General features: G+C 40.7%; 10 protein-coding genes. 2 read left to right on the forward strand and 8 right to left on the reverse strand.

Annotated elements, in window-relative coordinates:
* Positions 1 to 15: 15 nt before the first annotated feature.
* From HCN54_RS09760 to HCN54_RS09785, 6 genes are all read right to left on the reverse strand, one after another.
* Positions 16 to 3,318 (reverse strand): Eco57I restriction-modification methylase domain-containing protein, encoded by a 3,303-nt coding sequence (locus HCN54_RS09760; RefSeq protein ID WP_167597633.1) that lies wholly within the window; start codon positions 3,316 to 3,318, stop codon positions 16 to 18.
* Between the two features lie 480 nt (positions 3,319 to 3,798).
* Complete coding sequence (locus HCN54_RS09765) at positions 3,799 to 4,968, reverse strand: PD-(D/E)XK nuclease family protein (protein WP_167597634.1); 1,170 nt, start codon at positions 4,966 to 4,968, stop codon at positions 3,799 to 3,801.
* A gap of 14 nt (positions 4,969 to 4,982) precedes the next feature.
* The gene (locus HCN54_RS09770; RefSeq protein ID WP_167597635.1) at positions 4,983 to 6,206 is read right to left on the reverse strand and encodes a PD-(D/E)XK nuclease family protein; all 1,224 of its coding nucleotides are present in this window, start codon (positions 6,204 to 6,206) and stop codon (positions 4,983 to 4,985) included.
* A gap of 20 nt (positions 6,207 to 6,226) precedes the next feature.
* Positions 6,227 to 8,188 (reverse strand): DUF2779 domain-containing protein, encoded by a 1,962-nt coding sequence (locus HCN54_RS09775; protein ID WP_167597636.1) that lies wholly within the window; start codon positions 8,186 to 8,188, stop codon positions 6,227 to 6,229.
* 60 nt (positions 8,189 to 8,248) lie between these two features.
* A complete protein-coding gene (locus HCN54_RS09780; protein ID WP_167597637.1) occupies positions 8,249 to 9,634 on the reverse strand; it encodes a PcfJ domain-containing protein in 1,386 nt (461 codons plus the stop codon).
* Between the two features lie 41 nt (positions 9,635 to 9,675).
* The gene (locus tag HCN54_RS09785) at positions 9,676 to 10,632 is read right to left on the reverse strand and encodes a helix-turn-helix transcriptional regulator (protein ID WP_167597638.1); all 957 of its coding nucleotides are present in this window, start codon (positions 10,630 to 10,632) and stop codon (positions 9,676 to 9,678) included.
* Positions 10,633 to 10,678: 46 nt separating this feature from the next.
* On the opposite strand from HCN54_RS09785, the gene HCN54_RS09790 reads away from it, so the two are divergent.
* Positions 10,679 to 10,855, forward strand: a complete 177-nt coding sequence (locus HCN54_RS09790; RefSeq protein WP_167597639.1) for a hypothetical protein — start codon at positions 10,679 to 10,681, stop codon at positions 10,853 to 10,855.
* Between the two features lie 910 nt (positions 10,856 to 11,765).
* Here HCN54_RS09790 and HCN54_RS09795 read toward each other — a convergent pair.
* A complete protein-coding gene (locus HCN54_RS09795; protein ID WP_167597640.1) occupies positions 11,766 to 12,863 on the reverse strand; it encodes a cadherin repeat domain-containing protein in 1,098 nt (365 codons plus the stop codon).
* 9 nt (positions 12,864 to 12,872) lie between these two features.
* Positions 12,873 to 13,634, reverse strand: coding sequence for a hypothetical protein (locus HCN54_RS09800; RefSeq protein ID WP_167597641.1), 762 nt, complete (start codon positions 13,632 to 13,634; stop codon positions 12,873 to 12,875).
* Between the two features lie 784 nt (positions 13,635 to 14,418).
* On the opposite strand from HCN54_RS09800, the gene HCN54_RS09805 reads away from it, so the two are divergent.
* Positions 14,419 to 18,675: a T9SS type B sorting domain-containing protein gene (locus tag HCN54_RS09805; protein WP_167597642.1), complete on the forward strand. Its 4,257-nt coding sequence runs from the start codon at positions 14,419 to 14,421 to the stop codon at positions 18,673 to 18,675.
* The last annotated feature ends 547 nt before the right edge of the window (positions 18,676 to 19,222 follow it).

Consider the following 19,222-nt stretch of genomic DNA (forward strand, 5'->3'; position numbering starts at 1 on the left):
CTTTCACGTTTTCGATTAACTATTCTCAACAATTGCAATCTCCTCCTCCGTCAAGCCATAAAGCTTGTAGACCATTTGGTCGATCTCGTGTTCGGTTTGATTGATCTGGGTTTGCAGGTCTTGAGCTTTCTTTTTGTTTTCTTCAAAAAGGGACATCCACTCAAACTCGTCTTTTTTGGTAAGGGCAGGCACCTCAACATAGTTCTCGTCCCGATAGCTATCGGTAGTGCTCGAACTGACAGTAGCGGCAGCGGCTTTTTGACGGAGTTTGTTATTGGCTTTGATGCTTTTATTGAGCTCTTTGATAAACTCACCAAACTCCAACTCGTGCCAGCTCTCTAGCTTGCGGGATACCTTTTCTAGTTTATATTGAGAAGTGAAAAAGGTTTGAAATTTATTTATTTTATCATTTAAATCACGATTTAACACAATTATTAATCTCGCATTTAAATCAAGTTTAGGCTCCTTACTTAATTCTGGCACAGGCACTTTTTTCATATATTGAGTAAAAAACCTAAAATAACCACCCCTAATGCTTGGAGATAATTTACTGTAAATAAAGTTGAAAACCTTTGAATTTAAATAACCAAGAAGACTAACGGAATCTGTATTAAAAAAATAGGCTGTGTTATTTAAGAAAAAATTTTCTGACCTATCTAAATAAAATCTTCCAACTGTGGAGATATCCGGATATATTATTTTGCAGCTATTAAACTTCTCTGAGTAAGAAATGGAACTCTGTAATTCATACCAAGGAATTTTAGAAGATGCTCGCTTTTGTAATTTCTCTCTGTAGTTTTCTAGATGTTCTAGTACCTCAGGATATTGGTCTATTTTTATTCCCCGAATTGATAGTATTATATACTTTTCCTTAAAATTTACTGAGTAGCGATGAATATTTCTTCCTTCAATTAATGGCTTAATGATGTCTGCATTTTTGACATTTTTATTAATTAACTCATCTCTTTTAATTCTGTCAATAATAAAAGCTTCATTTAAGCCAGTTTTTATCCCATAATATATCTCGTCTACTATAAACTCATTTAAATTAGACTTTGCTTGAAAAAATTTTGTTAGTAAATTATGCGAAGATCTTGCAATTAAGCTCCAACCTTGTGGGTTTAAAGATTCTCTGCTTACAAGAAACTTATTTTTATCGCAGTATTGCTTTAAATCGGCAAACTTTAAATTTTCAACAATAGTGGTATAAACGTCAGAATCATTTGATTGATTAAAAACAGATATTATCATTGGGTATGCAGCCACGTTCCTAAAGACATCTAAATCTCCAAAATCTATTATTTCGACTATATCCTTTTTCCCCAACCAATCGCGAAGAGGCTTGCCATAATTGGCTTGCATCCACTTATTAGCCACTATTATGCTGTAAATCCCTTTATTCTTCAATAACTTATCAATACTCAATTCAAAAAAATAAGTATATAAATCAGCTGTTCCTTGGTAAACCTTAAACCTTTTTTCTAAATAACTCTTCTGTTCAGAAAATAGCTCCTGTCTTACATAAGGCGGATTCCCAATTACCACATCAAAGCCTCCCTTTTCGAAAACCGCAGGAAATTGTGTTTCCCATTTAAAGGCTTTATCACCGGCAACGGCTTTACTGTCTATTAAACTGTTACCGCACTTGATGTTGCTGCTTAGGTCGTTGAGCTTTCGGCGGGGTTGAGCGGTACGTAACCAAAGGGACAGCTTGGCGATCTCTACAGACTCTTCATTAAGGTCTACGCCATAGATGTTGTTCTCTAAAATAGTGTTCTCAATATCTGCAAACACGAGCCCGCCTCCCAATACTTTTGCTTTGAGTTCGTCTATATAGCGGTGCTCTTTGATCAAAAAGTCTAACGCCTGGTTTAAGAAAGCCCCAGAGCCGCAGGCAGGGTCACAAATGGTGATCTGTAGCAACCACTCTCGGTAGTCGTCAAGAATGGCAACCAATTTTTTAAGCGTGTCTTTGTTACGGCCTTTACGGCTTTTAAAATACTCGGCTTCCTCAAAGCCCAGTTCGGCTTTCTTTTCCTCACAGAGTTTGCCTACGGTATTTTCAACAATATATTTGGTGATGTATTTGGGCGTATAGAACACCCCGTCTTTTTTACGCTTGCTGGTTTGCTTATCAAAGGTGTCGCCTTCTATTTCGGCATTCACGCTTTCGATCTCATTAAGCGAGTTCTCAAAAATATGGCCTAAGATGTTGACGTCTACCTGACTGGCAAAGTCATAGTTCGCCAGCTTGCGGGTATGTTTTAACAAGAGTTCGTCATCGATCACCAACTGGTCTAAGATCGCATCCGGTTTAAAGAGTCCGCCATTATAGGCATAGATTTCATCTTGCCCGGTGCCGCCTTTGCGCCCCTGATCGAGGTAATTGAAGTGCAGTTTAAAGCGGTCATACACCGGTACATCAACCGCAAGGGTCTGTAACTGCTTGTATTCATCAAGAATGGTCAGCGTCCAGTTGGGCGGTAAGAGTCCACGGTCTTCTGCAAAAAAGATAAACAGAAAACGGTCTATAAGCTTCTGCGACTTTTTAAACAGTGTAAGTTTGATGTTCTTTTGCAGGCGGTTACGCTCTGCGCGTTCTTCTTCGGTAAGTTCGGCTGTGGTGGCATCTTCCAGTTCGCTCTGGCGGTTACTGCGGATGCGTTTTACATTGCGCTTTACGAGGTCTCTAAAGAGTTCGCGTTTAAATACCGAGTAATCCTTATAAAACTCCTTAGTGATCTTTTCTTCCTCAGCGATCGAAGCTTCCTTTACTTTAAGCGGAAGGTCGCTCATCAGGTTATCGTGCTGTAAGCACAGGTACAACAGCGTAAAACGCTCGAGGGTCAATTCAAATAAATTGAACTCTTCAAACTCAGTCGCATCGTTGATGTAAAAGCGTAGCTTCTCAAAGTTAGACGTGATCACATACACACAGCCCTTTTGATTGGCCTTGTAATCAAACGCCTGCCGGCGGATGCTCTCTAAGTCTTTGGTATTGGTTCCCTTTAACTCAATAACGCCGGTAGCGCTCCCCTTTTTAAGGATTGCCCCGTCGGCCTTACGGTTGTTCTTTTCGTTCTTAAACTCGGTTGTGAGGTTATAGTTGGGATTGGGGTTTAAGGTATAACCCAGTATGCTTACAAAGAGTTCGTTTAAAAAGGTAGCCTGAAACTGCTCTTCCTTTGACTTACGGATGTTCTCCTGGATCACCGGGTTGAGGAAATAGGCGGTATATGCTTTATAGGCTTTGGCAACGGGTTTTTGATCTTGTGCGTTCAGGTACTTGTTGAGTACCGATGCTTGAAATAAGGCCATTTAGAGAATTTGGTAGTTGAAAGACTAAAAATAAGGAAATCAATACGTTTAATCACTTTTTAAAACTACGAGTAATACACAAGTTATTAATGAGGAAAACCTCATTTTACGCATAACCTTTTATAAAACAGCATATTAAAGCGAATATTAAATACCTAAACATCAATATAGCATTAGTAAAAACCTGCAAATAAAACTATCTTGTTATTATCTAAAACCCTGTAAACCAACCCATAAAAAAAACAATAACTGCTTACATGTAATACACGAGCTATGAATTCTACAAACGATCACGACCACCACAAGGGGCAACAGCCACACAACGCATCAAAGCAGACTTCTTATGACACCAAGTACTGCCGTGTCGATAATGAGCAACCTAAACCGCATCTGCCTTATGTGCGCCTGGGTACTTCAATTTATTATCTACGGAGTTGCAGTGATATCAAATCACAGAATTAAGGGGTGTACATTTTTTGTCTAAAGTGGTTGGGGTTTGCTTCTGTATTCGGTTAGAAAGGCATCTAACTTCTTAAAAATTGAGAGTAAATGATCTTCTTCTATTCTTCGAATTAAAAAGGCGCTTAGATAATTAAAGTTGATTTCTGTTTCGGTGTAATTTTTCTTTGCAAAATGACACCAGTTTTGATTAGTTTCTTTATAAAAGTTATTTGCTATACAATCATACTCTTTATCTGTAAATGCTATTTCTTTATATATCGATCGATTATTGAGGGCTTTCTTTTGCAATTCAACAATCACATTCATACTATGACTTTCATTATCCCATAGGCGTGCAAAACCTATTGTGAACATAAGATCTGGATTACGCTTTGAAAATATATGCAAATGGTTTTTGCCTTTGTTGTTTTTAATGACTAAAAAAGATTTATCCCGGTCTAATTGACTAAAAGCTTCTTCTATTTGTTTCTTTATATAATCTTCAAAACGCTCAAAAAACTTCTTAGCCTGTATTAAGCGATCTCTATTATCTTTATAAAATTGCAGCTCCTCTGGTTTCATATCTGGTGTACTCATATTTTGAATGTTTTGGGCTAAATCTTTTAAATAAACAGCATATTTATCACTTGCTTGAAGTAAGTATGATCCACTGTTTTTTAAAATTCTTTGAATTAAATCTTGGTGTAAAATGTTTATATAATGCAATACCGTTTCAGGTTTCTTACACTCGATATTATAAATTGGATCTAAGGAGAGAATGATCCCTATCATTTCAGACTCTTGACGCCCCTTTTTTATAATACTCTCCCAATAGTCATCAAGATCATTTGCTAAGAAGTGATACACTTTATTCTCAATGATGATGGCTTGCTGCTCATTATGTAACAGTAGGTCAATTCGCCCTCCATTATCTGTGTTATATTCGGTTTCTATTGCAAAATCACTAAAACTTTGCAAAGCTTCCTTTTCTTTGCCTAGTTTAGACTCCTGTATCAATTCAAGTAAACTTTGTATAAACAGGTCTTGAAATCCGTGCTCTTGTGCTACATCAAAGAAGAACGCGTAAATATTGGATAACACATTCTCGTAATGGGGTTGCTTTGCGATTTCTAAAAAAGTTAAGGGTTTGGGTTCGATTATAGGTATTTCTGCGGTGTCGAGAAATTCTTGGAGGGTGGTTAGGTTCATTGGGTGGTGATAAATTATTTGGTGTATTCTTGGTTGCGTTGCTCTAGGTTTTCTTTATTTCTTTCAATAAATCTTAATACCTCCTCAATAATTATTTCTTCTTTTTTCTTACGTATCTTTGGTTTTGTTAGTTCAACTAACTGCTTAAAATTACTTAAATCAATTTGTAAGCTTTGAAAAACGGGATACTGAACTGAATATCCTTTTCCCAATTTTGACCATTCAGAGTTTAACTTTAAGGCAACCGCTTCTTGCAATGTTGAATTACAAATTGAGATACTCAGAATGCCCTCAAAATTATTGAATGGCGCGATATAATAATAAACTGTAGCCTCTTGTATATGATTTTTAATTTGAGGTTTTACTACAATCCCAGATTCTTCATAATTGATATCACCCCAAATTTCACAAGTATAGTCTGCATCACTTAATTTTGTTTGCAAATTAAGTAATAGGTCATCTCTAAATGATTCTCTCACGTGTCGTTCAGCTAGATCATAATTATCCTTGATGTAATTAGCTTCTTCTAAATTACTACTGATCAAATTCTTGAATTCACTCATATATTTGGGAGTTAATTGGTTAGTTATCTTTCTTACTAATAAATAATATTGCTTGACACCATCAAGAACATATTGGTTTTTAAGGTCTTTTAGAGAATATTCTAACCATTCTAAAATTTCTGACTGATAGCTAATACAGTGATAATCTATACCAGCCTTTAAGTCACCAGCTGTTTTATTTACAGCCTCATTGATATTCCATTTAGTTAGATAAAGCACAATATCATTCTCTACACAAAAATTTTTATAGCGTGTCAATTGTAGCTCTTGATCGTCAGCATCAACCTTATTTTCAATAATTACTTTGAAATCATTAAAAATCAACAAAATATCTATTCTTCCACCAAATAGCTTATCTTCAGAGACAGGACCTATAGTATATTCAACAAAAACACTTGGCGTTGATTTCAAATTAGTATGAATAGGGTGCTCTTCTGATACTAAATCCTTTATGATACTTAAGAAATAAAATAGAAAGCAATTTCCCTGATGATGCGTCCCGTAAGGATTTAAAAGTTCTGCAATCATTGATGAATGTGTATGTACTTCCTTTTTCTCAATATTTGTAATACTGAAGATGTTAAAATCTTCTCCCGATTCTTTTAAGAAGCGCTTGTTTACGTCAATTAGCTCTTTAGTTGATAATAAAAGGTTTTGTAAATCATTTTTATGCATTGGTATTTATACTAGGTTAGTTAATTTTCTTGTATCACTTCTCTAAAATATTCCAGGATCATCACCATCGCGAGGGTGTCGAGTTCGCAATAGCGTAGGAGTCCGTTTTCTATTTCTTGGCGTTCTTCTGGGGTTACGGCTTCAAACTGTAGTTTTCCGTAGGCGGTAAGCGCTGCTCCTCCATCGCTGATGCCCTCAATGTTGGTGACTGCGGCATCCAGTTGTTCGGCATCCCAGTGGTCAAACAAGGGCGGCAGGTTTTTATACGGACTCACCACCGTACCGGCTTCGTCCTCCTGAATAAATCGGTGCTGGGGTGCAAAGTTGAGGCTGCTCACGTCAATGTGTTCCAGCGGCTGACTGTATTTAACCCTAAGGTAGGCGCTGCTGTTGAGCACCGCAGGCAATACCGCTTTGATGCTGTTAGACCAGCCCAATTGCAGGTCGTAGTAATAGTCGGTCACCAATTTATACAGGTCGATCATATCGCGGGCGCCCGTCCAGCTGTCTGCATTGCTACCGGTGTTGTGGCTGATGTGTTGTATAAACTGCATCAGGGCTTCCCGGTCGGGCTCGTCTGAGGTTTTGAGTTGGTTATAGATCACATTGAGAATGGTATTCTCGTGGTTGTGGTATCTAAAGATGCTTCCGGTATTGGTTTCCAGCGCTGCTTTAAGCGCCCGTACAAATTCAAAGTTGGGAAACGCGCCGATGCGGGTATTGATATATTCGGTATGGTGGGTGACGCTGCCATCCTCTGCTATGATATGATGGCTGAACTGAAACGCCAATTGCTCATAGGGGTGCATCCCCTTTACAAAGGGAATCGCCACGGCGGTGGTCTCAAAATCGATGCAATTGAGCGGCCAGGTAAACTGTGCAAAAGCATCTCGCAGTCCGTCACGTTCAAAATACGGCTCGGGATCCTGAGCGAGCGTCTTTTCCACTTGCAGGGCTTTGCGCTCGGTGCTGCTGATCTTTCCGGCTTCGGTTTTGACCTTTAGATCGGCATCGGTAAGCTCGTGCATAAAAAAGGTGCCGGCCTCCATCAATTTTTTAGAAGCTCTAAAATTCCATACCTCATACACCTTCGGTTTATTGATCTCGCCTACCCGAAGCTGCAACTGCTCCTGCCAGCACTCGTGAAAACCACTGCGGTGGGTTTCGGTAGGCTTTTCGGTATAAAACTCGCAGCCCTTGCAGTGTTTACCTATAGGTGTGTGTAGTTTGATATCTTCGGCATAATGCTGTTTAAAGAAGGTCAAGGTTTCGGCAAAAGTCATCCCCTCAAAGCTTGGGTTTGTGGTAAAAATCTTCTGAATTTCTTCCGCAACAGGGATCTTGGCTAAAATAGACGCGCCTAAGTCGGTTATCCGGAGTCCGGGAGTCACTCGTACGCCCGTACGCAGATCAGTGTCGCTAACGAGCTGAAAATGCTGATGCAAGCCATCTACGGTAGCCACAGCGTCTTTGTCGGCAAGGAAAAGATAGGGTGTGATCTGAAATTCAGGATGTGCCTGCGCGATCACATACTGCTGAAAGGCAACATCGTATAAATAAGCAGACCAGCCACCGGTCACGCTAAACCCGTCATGCCCCCTACTGCCTACGGATTTTGCTTTGACTTCGATAAGCTGGATCTGCTTTCCTTTTTTGACTAAAATATCGGTGCGAATGAAATAGCCGTCGTGTAGAAACGCGGCTTCAAAAATAACCACCTCTTTTTGCTGTAAGAGTTCGTGGGTGCGTGTAGCTAAAGCTTCATAATTATAATCTTCGCCTAAAATGGCGATGCCCTGCGGAAAGTGTAACCGTGCTAATTCTTCGATCTGAAAACCACCTTGGGCTAAGGCTTCGAGAAAGGTATCGCCCACCTGCTGATTTTCATACTCCGGCTTGCGGGTATAATACAGTTTAGTAGGGCAATCAAGGGCCAGTTTAAAACGAGACTTGGTTAGGAGTCGGTTATGAGTTTGGGGCATAGTTGATTATTGCTTTAAATATAGTTGCTATTTTTTTAATGGCTTTACGGAAATCCTCATTTAGAGGATATTAATGGTTAAATTATTTATTTCGCACCAGGCTTTTAACAGTTGCTCTTCGGCCTCAGTAGCATTACGGTTCATTTTTCCTTTAAACTGAACGACCGTTTTATCGATGACTTGAATGGTACAACACGGAGTAAAATGCCCTTTACGTTGCACCCGTAATCCAAAAATGCGAGAATAGTCCTGAAGACAACGATTTACATAACCGTAAACACAATGTTTCAACACTTTAGACTCTTTGAGTAGCGTATGGCTATCTATGATCTCTTCGATCTTATACACGCTGTCATCCAGAGTGGCTGTATAGGTTTTAAACGTTCTGGGCTCCCAAATGACCATGGGCTTCTCAAGGTCTACCTCTTCAAAACCGTAGCGATGCCAATGATTCATTTCCCGATTGAAGGACGCCAGCGTTTTATCTTTTAAGGAATAGGTACCGGTAGTGTCTATATCGGTGTAGCGCTTATATTCAATATAATCTAGAAATATCCTTGCACCATCAAAGTCCGCTTCTTTAAAATTGCTGATGTAAAAGCGTACTGCCTCTTGCCAAAAGGCGATGTCGTTTTCAAAGAGGTCAATTTCATAGTTCCACCTATGCGATAGCGTAAGTAACTCTAGTAGTGCATCTAGGTGCTGCGGTACATTTTTGTACAGGCGTACAATACTGCGGTAATGTTTCAGCGTATTGATTTGCTCAATCCCTTCTGTTTCCAGATACGGAATACCTCCATAGAGAAATAAGTGGGCTTCCTGTTTAGACAAGCCTAAAAACGGCAAGGTTTTTCTCAGGCTACGTTCTTCAAAAAGTACCGAAAAGATTCTTCGCTCTAGTGCAAGCAGCTTGGTTTTAGATGTATTGATATAGCCCGGCATCTCCAAACTACGACCAAATAAGAGTTCGTGTAGCGCAATACAGGCTTGCAGATCACGTACAGAGGTCCACTTCTGGGCAAACAGTCGTGCACAGGGTGACAAGCGGTTAGGGTGGTTGCCGTAATAACACGCCAGCTGAATCATCGCTTGTGCAATGAGTTCGCCCCGTAGCCACAAGTTGGTGGCCAGCACCTCTTTCATAAAACACAAACTGCGACTGAGCGCCTCAAAGGATTGGCGCGTAATCAGGTAATCATCTGCCATCAAATAATTAAGAGCCGACTTGTACAGCGGATACCGATATTCTTTGGCATCAAAATACGAATCAAAAAAGCTACTCCAAATCTCGTATAAGGTGGCCTTGCTTAGACACGGGTAATCTACTTCTAACCCAAAGTCGTGCAACTTCTCGTGTAACAGATGCAAGGATGCTGTTACTTTAGGAGGAAACGTATGCTGTGCTAAATAGGCTTGAAGATCCATAGACATTGTTTGTGATTTCAAAGGTCTAAGGAAGCTTCGCCAATTTACGTCGGTGGTAAAACTTATTTATAGTGCGCCAAAGCCTCTTGCATCATGTGCTGAATCTCTTCACGCAATTCTTGTGGCTCTTCAACGATCACAAAACTGTGCATTTTAAGGAGTTGTATTTTAAACTCGTAGTTAGGAATCAGCAAATAGGTTACAGTGCCGTATTCCGCATTCTTTTCATACTGAATGTCTTGAGAGCGGTGCAAAGGTAAGCTTTGTAAATACTTGAGGTGTTTATGATACACCTTCAGCCGGATCTTCTGAGGCCGAGCAGCCCCCTCATTAAAGTTGAGACCAACAATCTTAGCAAATTGGCCGAGTTGGTCTTCAAAGTCCGTACGCTTCACTAGGGTAGGTCCGCTGATTTGAAGCTCTTGTATCCGGTCGATCCCAAAGGTTCGGATCTCGTCTTCTCCCTCCGGAACGCCCACCACATACCAGCGGTTCAGGTATTCCCTTATTTGTAAAGGGGTTATGGTATATTCCTTTGTGGTTTGATTCCAATAATTGATATGTACAAAGCTCAGTTGTTGCTGTTGCTGAATCGCTGCCACGATGGTCTTGACTTGCTCGATGCCTTGGAAGATTGACGAATCGTCCAGGTGTACGATATCTGCCAGCTTGCTGAAATCAGTAGTCCCTTCTTTAAGCAAGTGGCCTACGTTAGCAAACTCGATAAGCTTTAAGAATTCGTAGACTGCTTCCTGATCGCGTTGCTCTACATGGTATCCGTTAGAAACACTCTCGTAGACAATATCAATAGAAAACTCCTCCCGGATGGTTTTGAGGTCACGCTCGAGCGTTCGGGAAGATACTTCGCCTCCGGTGAATTCGGTTACAGCATCTAGCAATTGGTCTTTTGAAATTCCGGGTTTATGGGTTACATAGCTGATAATTTTTGCGAGTCGGGCTGCTTTTTTGTACGTACTCATACTGTGGAAGGTTTCTTCAAAGATAAGATAGTCCGTCATAATTTGACGTACTTAATCTTTATTTTTATATTTTAAATCCAAACGTATGTCTACCACCCGAAAACAAAAGTATGCTCAACTTACACAGCAGCTACACGACAGCTTAAGCTTAATCAACAGCCTGAAAACGCAAGCTCTAAACCTCCATCAATACGCCCTCGCCGCGCAAGACCAAGAGGTTGAGGCGCTTTTGGAAGAGGCGGTGCGTAGACTTCAGGTATGAGATGTGAGACTTGAGACTTGAGACGTTAGATGTTAGATGTTAGATAAGAGAATATAGAACAGAGACTGTCTTGAGTACAAAGTTCAGTGGACAGTTTGCTGTTTTGTTGTTTATTGTTTTTGATTTATTATTCAGCGTTAAAGTACAAAGTAAGAATGCACAACGATCTGTCACTTCGAGCGCAGTCAAGAAGCTTTCAAGGGAGTGAAGCCTCACTGGATGAGATGCTGAAACACGTTCAGCATGACGCTTGTATCAATGTTACCGCGCGATTGTATCGCGTGTTTATGAGCACGCACAGTCTTTTAACTCGCTAGAGAAATAGCAGCCTTTAAGGAAAGAATATTAATTAATACTTCTATTTATACTATTTTCTTTTTTGCATCGCCCAAAAAAGAAACAAAAAAGTCTAGGCTTATTTTTAAATCCTTGAAAACTACGCAACCGCCTTTGCCTGCGGATAGCAAACCGCTACGCTAGGCTATCCTCCGCTGCCCACCGCTGCGGCGCTCGCTTGTTTTACTACAGATCTAAAAAGTAGGCCGGTTTTTTATTCCGTATTCCGTTTGTAGTTTACGATTTGCTGTTTGCAATAGAAATACACAACGGTCTGTCACTTCGAGCGCATCCCGAAAGCTTTCGAGAGAGAAGCTTTCGAGAGAGAAGCCTCACTGGATGAGATGCTGAAACACGTTCAGCATGACGCTTGTTTCAATGTTACCGCGCTGCCTGTCCTAATGAAGATTGGGAATCGTATCGCGTGTTGCGTTCACCCAAATACCACTTGATCAGTTCCCCTCCTCGTTGAGGAGGGGTGGCAGCCAAGCGCACTGAGTGTGTTGAAACTGACGGGGTGGTATTGCCGCCTATGCGCTAGAACCTCTCCTGCCCTGCTGGGCTACTTTCGCTTTTAATAACCGTGCTGATCGTAGGCAATATCATAGGTGTCGTTTTGGGTATTATAGCGAAGTACTAACCTATATTGCGAATCCGTACAAACAAAGAGTTCTTCTGCACTAATGGTCATCAATTCTTCTTGGTCTTTGTAAACGGTAAAAAAGATACCCTCTAAATGCGTTCCTAAAGTAAGTTCGATATAATCAGGATCAAAAGGTGGGATAGAAAGATCTATTTTTATTTCATTTCCTGTGATATTCTCAAAACGTTGTGAGATCTCTACCCCATTTCCGGCAAGCCATTCACCTACTCCTAAAAAACCATCGCTACTGCTGGTTTCAATGTAAAAATAGCTTGAATTGTCTGGCTCTTTGTTACAATAGTAATAATCGCTAAACCCACGAAAATCTATACTATAAACAGCCTGTGGCTCTTCAACGTCAGTCAGGTGAATAACCACCTGAACCTGAGTGGAAATACTTCCGTTAGAAACTCTGATGGTTGCCGTAAGCATAGGGTTAATCTCGTAATCATACAAACTACTATCGTTCACGAGGACCTCTCCTGCAGCATCAATAACGATAGCATTGGGATGGCTTTCTTCGATAAGTTCAAAGGTCAATTCACCATCATTGGTGCTTGCCTCAATTTGTCCTAGATAGGTTTGTCCATATGGATTTTCCTCAAGTGTTACTTCAAAGCCTTCGGCATTTAAAACCGATTCATAAACATCTTTGATTTGTATATCGACATTAGAAAACACTGCCGCAGCATTAGCTTCCACTTTAACTTTAGCGGTTATAGAAGGATACAACTCATAATCAAAAAGTGATGAATCTCGAACTTGTAGGACACCCGTTTTTTCATCAATAGTCAATGCGTCTTGTGGACTTGAAGCTTCTAAAAAATAGGCATACAACAACTGCTGTTCTGAATTGCCTTGTATAGTGCCTAGTACGCTTTGATTTTTTGGATTTTCATCCATAATAACCGTCAGATCATTTACCCAAAAGACCGTATCATTTGTTTCCGGTGGCACGACCTCTTCTACCTCACAACCATTCGCTATAAAAACGATTAGCAAAAAACTAAAAAATCTTATATTCTTCATAAGATGCTGTTAGTCTATATAACTAAAGGCTGCAGTATAAAAATCAACTGCACCGTTATGCTCATAATTTGTTGCCTTAATGGTAGCGTTGGTTGGGTAGTTAAGGTCATTATAGGAATAATCAACCTTGATATCGTATAAAGGATCGCCGTTTTCATCAAAGTATACAACTTGCGAAGGATTGTTATTAAACAAGAGCGCTCGAGCCTTTACCACTTCTGAAGCTTGTGGCGTCATGGTCAAATGAAGTTGCACGCCGTCAAGCACGTCTATGATGCCTGCAGCTTTCAAGGTATAGAAATACGGATTAGGCGCATCATCATAGGTAACCACGGCCATATATTCCTTGTCTATGGTAGTGCCGGTTGTAGGATCATAATCCTCACTATAAAAAGCAATGCGCTTAGGATTTCCGTTAGCATCATACTCCCGTACTTCCCCCACTTCAAATGCATTATAGGGCGACTGATACAGTTCTTCAATATCTAGATTATCGTTCTCACCGGTCACATTAACCAAGTCATCATCCTCGTAAATAAAATAGTCGGTATCCTCCCCGTTAGACACTTCGGTCAATCGGGTATTGGCATCATAGCTTAAAAATAAGGTCGTACGGTCTGAAGCATCTGCGGTTGAGGTTACGATCGTAGAGGTAATGTATTGCGCCTCTACCTCCCCATTCACTTCTTCAAATTCGTCTGAAGCAGTTTCAGAACAGGATAATGCGGTTAAGGCTGTTGCTGTTAAAAAAGCGAAGTACTGTTTTCTCATAATAGATTTGGTGTTCCTTTAATTTCGTTAAAGAAGCAAACCTAAACTTCTCTATACTATCTACTTTACAGAATTCAGTACTTTCTAAAAAAAGGGGATTTTTCCTGTAGGTGGTAGGAGTTGGCAGTGGGCAGTTTACAGTGGGCAGTCACAGTAGGCAGTTGGCAATTGTTATGCTACTATTTGTTATTTCTGATTTATTATTTGGCATTTAAGTAGTAATTACAAAATACAAATAGATAATGCTATGTCACTTCGAGCGCATCCCGATAGCTATCGGGAGAGAAGCCTAGCTCATGAGATGCTGAAACACGTTCAGCATGACGCTTGTATCAATAGTGTCGCGCGACCTATCCCAATGTTTCCACGCTGCCTGTTTCAATGAAGATTGGGAATCGTATCGCTTGTTACGTTCATCCAAATACCATTTTAAACCAATCAAGCAACTCCCTTCCTTCAAAGGAAGGGTTGGGGAAGGATGTAGTTAAAAAGACTAAAACATCCTTCTAAATCTCTCTTTCGATAGCTATCGGAAGGGAGACTTGGTTTTATTGACTGGTGTTCAAACAGACAGTCATTTCGACCACCGGGAGAAATCGCAGCCTATAGGTAAAAATAATGACCTAAACTTCAATTCATATTTCTGTTCTTTTGCCTTGATGCCAAAGAAACGATTCCGATAGCTATAGAGACTAGGCTTATTTTCAGAGAATTAAATGCATAGGCCTATACGTTTTGATAGAAATGAGTATTTTACACAAATTAATTCCTGCTATACAGGTGTATGAAACCAAAACTACTCGCACTCTTTTTATTCTTGTCCACCATTACCTTAGCGCAGCAACATAAGGCTGCCGCGTTAAAAAAACCAGATAAGGGCTTTATCAAAAACTATGGGCAGGTCGTAGATCAGAATAGTATTCCAAATGATGCCGTACGCTATCTTTTAAATACCAATGGACTTAACGTGCAATTGCGCGCTTCCGGCTTTTCCTATGATGTCTATGAGCGCAAAACACAAGCTACTCCTTTCGATTGGTTAGGATATACTACGGATATATTCAAGCCTCAAAATCGGTTTCAACCCAAAGACAGCGTGCAGACAAGTCTTTCCTTTCATCGGGTGGATATCGATTTTTTAGATACCAGCAACGAGATAAAAATTCAGGAATACGAGCGAGGAAGTGCTTATTACAACTATTACAATGTTCCTAATTGTCAAGAAGGAATAACCCACGTACCTTTTTACAAGCGTATTGTTTATAAAAATCTTTACAGAGGTATTGATCTGGAATTCATCATCCCTGAAGATCAAAGCAAACCGGTTGAATACAATTTTAAAGTACAACCGGGCAGTAATCTTGCCGATATCAAAATGCAGATTAAAGGTGCTCCGGTAGCCTTAAAAAACAATAGGCTTGAGCTCAGCCTTGCTCAGGGAATCTTACAGGAAACCATACCTAAAAGCTGGATTCAAGATGATGAGGCACAACAGGAAGTTCAGGTAAGCTACACCCAATTGGCAGCCAACACCTTTGGTTTTGAAGTAACAAATGTACTCCATTACAAAAAGCCATTAATTATAGACCCTACTCCGGTAAGGCTGTGGGGAACGTATTTTGGGGGGAATGAGCTCGAGACACAATATCAAGGGGGTGTACAATCAGACAGTAAAACCAATGTGATTATCTGCGGGTATACTAGAAGTAAAAACAACATTGCGACATCAGGCAGTTTTCAATCCTCTTATTATAACGAAACAGATTCGTCAGTAGCCCATCTTTCAAAATTCTCTTCCCAAGGTGAGCTTATCTGGAGTACATATTATGGCAACAATTCAGAATTTAGAGACATAGCTATAGCTACCGACGATTATATCATTGCGGTTGGCAACACCAATAAAACTGATAATGTAGCAACCGCAGGTTCTCATCAAGAAGACTTCCACAAAGGTTCATCAAATTATGTTGACGGGATAATTGTAAAATTTAAACCAGAAGGCACAAGGGATTGGGGCACTTATTATGGTGGAGAATTTTATGATGATTGCTTAAGTGTGAATACAGATTCTACAAACAATTTATATGTTGTCGGATATACGCACAGTAAAGAGAACATAGCTTCTCCTGGTGCATTTAGAGAATTTCCTGAAGTTACAGGACACGATAATTCTGATGCATTTTTAATTAAGTTCAACAAAGAAGGAAAACGTATTTGGTCAACCTATTATGGCGGCTCATTTGCAAATGGCGTCGATAGTGATAGTCAAGGAAATATTTATTTAATTGGAGCAGCGTATGGCTCCGAAGATTTTGAGAACATTGTAACCCCCGGGGCATTTCAAGAAATTCATGCCGATCTTAACACCTCTTTTTTAGACGCATTTGTAGCTAAATTTAATTCTGTAGGAAATAGAATGTGGGGTACGTATTACGGGGATCATTCCTATGATTTCGGAAATGAAATTAAAGTTGATTCAAATGATGATGTTATCATTTGCGGAACAACAAATGGCAGTAATCTCAATACCTATGAGGCCTTTCAACCGAATTCTGGAGGAAGCAGTGATGCATTCTTGGCTAAATTCAATACAGATGGTAAAGTTATATGGAACACCTATTACGGAGGGGCTGGGGCTGATAGTGCTGAAAGTATTTCAATAGATCATGATAATAATATTTTTTTAATCGGTGGGTCGAGTAATCTGAGCCCTTCACTTCCAACTCCTGACAGTTACCCAATTCCGTCCACTTACAAAAATGGATTAGTATTAATGGCCAAATTTGACACTATGGGTGATCGAATATGGACAACCTTTTATGGTGGAGAAAATCCCGATTATGCTTTAGATATTGAAATTAGTGACTTCGGTGATATACACGTGTTAGGTTATACACACAGCATAGTAGGTATAGCTACTACAGGAGTTCACCAAGAAACCTTTGCAGGTATATCTGACAGCTTTCTCGTAAAATTTAAAGATTGTGAATCAGCAATTACAGCTACAGCGACTCCATATCTGTGTACAGGGGAAGATATTCAGTTTACTGCATCGGGAGGTACTTCCTATACATGGAGTGGTCCCAACGGTTATAGCAGTACTGACCAAAACCCAATAATTGTTGCAGCAACCCCTGCACAATCGGGTACTTACACTGTTTTGGTTACTGGTGATGCGGGCTGTGACGACAGCCGTACGTTTGAGGTGTTAGTTTCAGCCCAACCCATAGCAAATCCTATCCCTCCCCTTGAAGCTTGTGAAGATTTCTATAATACAGGTATTTCTTCCGCATTCAATACCGCAAGTGTTCAAGACCAAATCTTAAACGGACAGACAAATAAAGTAATTAAATACTTAGACGAAGCAGGTACCGAACTACCCAGTCCCCTGCCCAACCCATTTACCAATACTACACCCAACACACAAACTATAACCGCGCAAGTTTATAACGTCGATAATCCACAGTGCTACTCAGAAACCTCTTTTGATCTCATCATAAGCCCTTTACCTCAGGTCAATTCTATTGCGGATCTTGTATTCTGCGATACAGATACCGATGGCATTACCACTTTTGACAGCTCCAATTTAAGGAGCGATCTTGTAGGAAGTCAGCCTAATTTAGAAGTCAGCCTGATACACGAAGATGGTCAACAACTCGCAGAACCCTTACCACAAACACTAACCAATAAAGTGCCCCACGAGGAAACCATTACAGCGCAAGTGACCAACACGCTTAACGGGTGTACTACTTCCACTAACTTCAAACTTATAGTAAGCGCGATCCCTAACATTGGCAATCTCCCAGACCTCATAGGCTGTGACGATAACAACGACGGTATCTCTGAGTATTTTAACACCGCTCAGATTGAAACCCTGGCGCTTCAAGGACAAACCGGAATGGAAGTTACCTATTATGATGCTTCGGGTAACCTGCTCCCCGGGCCCTTACCTGATCCTTATACCAACAGCCAGCCCTATAATGAAACCCTTACCGTGCGCGTAAGCAATACCCAATCGGGTTGCTATGCGGAGACGACTTTAAACCTGATCACCTCCGCCCAACCCCAAATCAACACACCGGCGCCCCGCTTTGCTTGTGATGCCGGTAATGGGTATTCCAGTTTTGATCTGACCGATATAGAACAAGAAGTGATAGGCTCTCAAACCGGATTAACAGTGCGTTATTCGGATGAATCGGGTAACGCATTGACCACTCCTCTGTCTGCCAACTTTCAAAATACGACGGTCTGGTCTCAACGCATCAACATACGCGTAGAAAACGCAGACAATGCGCGCTGCTTTAGTGAAACCTATCTCGATCTCAAGGTTAATGAACTCCCTCAACTCAGCATAGAGGAAGGCTTTGTGATCTGTGATAACGAACCGGGATTACAACTTTCACGTTCGGAACACTTTGACTTCTGGCAATGGGAAGATCCTGCAGGCACAAGTATCTCCTCAACGCCAGAAGCCTACCTGATACATGAAGGCAGCTACACACTTACCGTGGGCGAACTCCAAAACGGTATTCTGTGTACCAACTCTTACACTTTTACGCTAGAACGCTCTGCTCCTCCAACGATCACTACTGTGGATTTTGCCGACTGGTCAGACCACAACTTTATTGAAGTAACGGCCACCGGAGATGGGGTTTTTGAGTATAGCATCGACGGTGAAGACTATCAGGATTCTAATTATTTCCCCTTTCTTAAAGGCGGTGTTTATTCGGTGAGTGTACGCGATAAAGCCGGCTGTGGTTTGGCTAACACTGAAGTGGTTTTAGTCGACTATCCTAAAGTATTTACCCCCAATGGAGACGGGTACCACGACTATTGGCAGATCGAAGGTATTGAAGCCTTCCCCGATGCTCAGATCTTTATTTTTGACCGCTACGGCAAACTCTTAAAACAGCTGAGTCCGCAAGAGACCGGCTGGGACGGCAGCTTCACCAACCAAAACCTACCTGCTGCAGATTATTGGTTTGAGGTAGACTTAGGCAACGGACGTATCTATAAAAATCACTTTACGCTTAAACGCTAAGCTTTTTTGAAGTCAGCAGTTGCAGTTGGCAGTTTACGGTTTGCAGTTTGAAATGCGAAAGTAGAGATTCAACGCTAACGTCACTTCGAGCGCAGTCAAGAAGCTTTTAGGAGAGAAGCCTAGCTGATGAGATGCTGAAACGAGTTCAATATGACAGCGTGTATTAAAAAGTGTTACATTCACTCATACCCGAAGGGTTTAGTTTCCTTTTGGTCAGTGTAGTAAGTGCATCCCGTTAAGAATTTCTGAAGCCTTGGAAGAAATTTAGGGATGCGCTTGCGGTTTTTGCGATAGCAAAAAACACCTATCCAAAAGGCGTCGTTTCTTTTCTGCATCCGACGACCGCAGGGAGAGGAATGCACCTGTTGTGCTATGTGAAAATGCTAGTCGAATTAGTAATGGTAAAGAAAATGAACAGAACATCAATTGAAAAAATGAACTTTTATTCATACTCCTGTTCATTTTTTCCATCGATAAAAAATGAAGCAAACCTAAGAGCCGACAAAGGCAGGCCTCGGAGTTTTAAACCCTTTGGCGGCGCCAATAA

It is taken from the genome of Leeuwenhoekiella sp. ZYFB001 (assembly GCF_011784865.1).
Taxonomy (GTDB): Bacteria; Bacteroidota; Bacteroidia; order Flavobacteriales; family Flavobacteriaceae; genus Leeuwenhoekiella; species Leeuwenhoekiella palythoae.

Excerpts from the sequence above, each read along its gene's own strand:
- HCN54_RS09805 (WP_167597642.1), top strand. The coding sequence starts at position 14,419 with ATGAAACCAAAACTACTCGCACTCTTTTTATTCTTGTCCACCATTACC.
- HCN54_RS09765 (WP_167597634.1), bottom strand. The coding sequence starts at position 4,968 with ATGAACCTAACCACCCTCCAAGAATTTCTCGACACCGCAGAAATACCT.
- HCN54_RS09775 (WP_167597636.1), bottom strand. The coding sequence starts at position 8,188 with ATGCCCCAAACTCATAACCGACTCCTAACCAAGTCTCGTTTTAAACTG.
- HCN54_RS09785 (WP_167597638.1), bottom strand. The coding sequence starts at position 10,632 with ATGACGGACTATCTTATCTTTGAAGAAACCTTCCACAGTATGAGTACG.
- HCN54_RS09770 (WP_167597635.1), bottom strand. The coding sequence starts at position 6,206 with ATGCATAAAAATGATTTACAAAACCTTTTATTATCAACTAAAGAGCTA.
- HCN54_RS09790 (WP_167597639.1), top strand. The coding sequence starts at position 10,679 with ATGTCTACCACCCGAAAACAAAAGTATGCTCAACTTACACAGCAGCTA.
- HCN54_RS09760 (WP_167597633.1), bottom strand. The coding sequence starts at position 3,318 with ATGGCCTTATTTCAAGCATCGGTACTCAACAAGTACCTGAACGCACAA.
- HCN54_RS09795 (WP_167597640.1), bottom strand. The coding sequence starts at position 12,863 with ATGAAGAATATAAGATTTTTTAGTTTTTTGCTAATCGTTTTTATAGCG.
- HCN54_RS09800 (WP_167597641.1), bottom strand. The coding sequence starts at position 13,634 with ATGAGAAAACAGTACTTCGCTTTTTTAACAGCAACAGCCTTAACCGCA.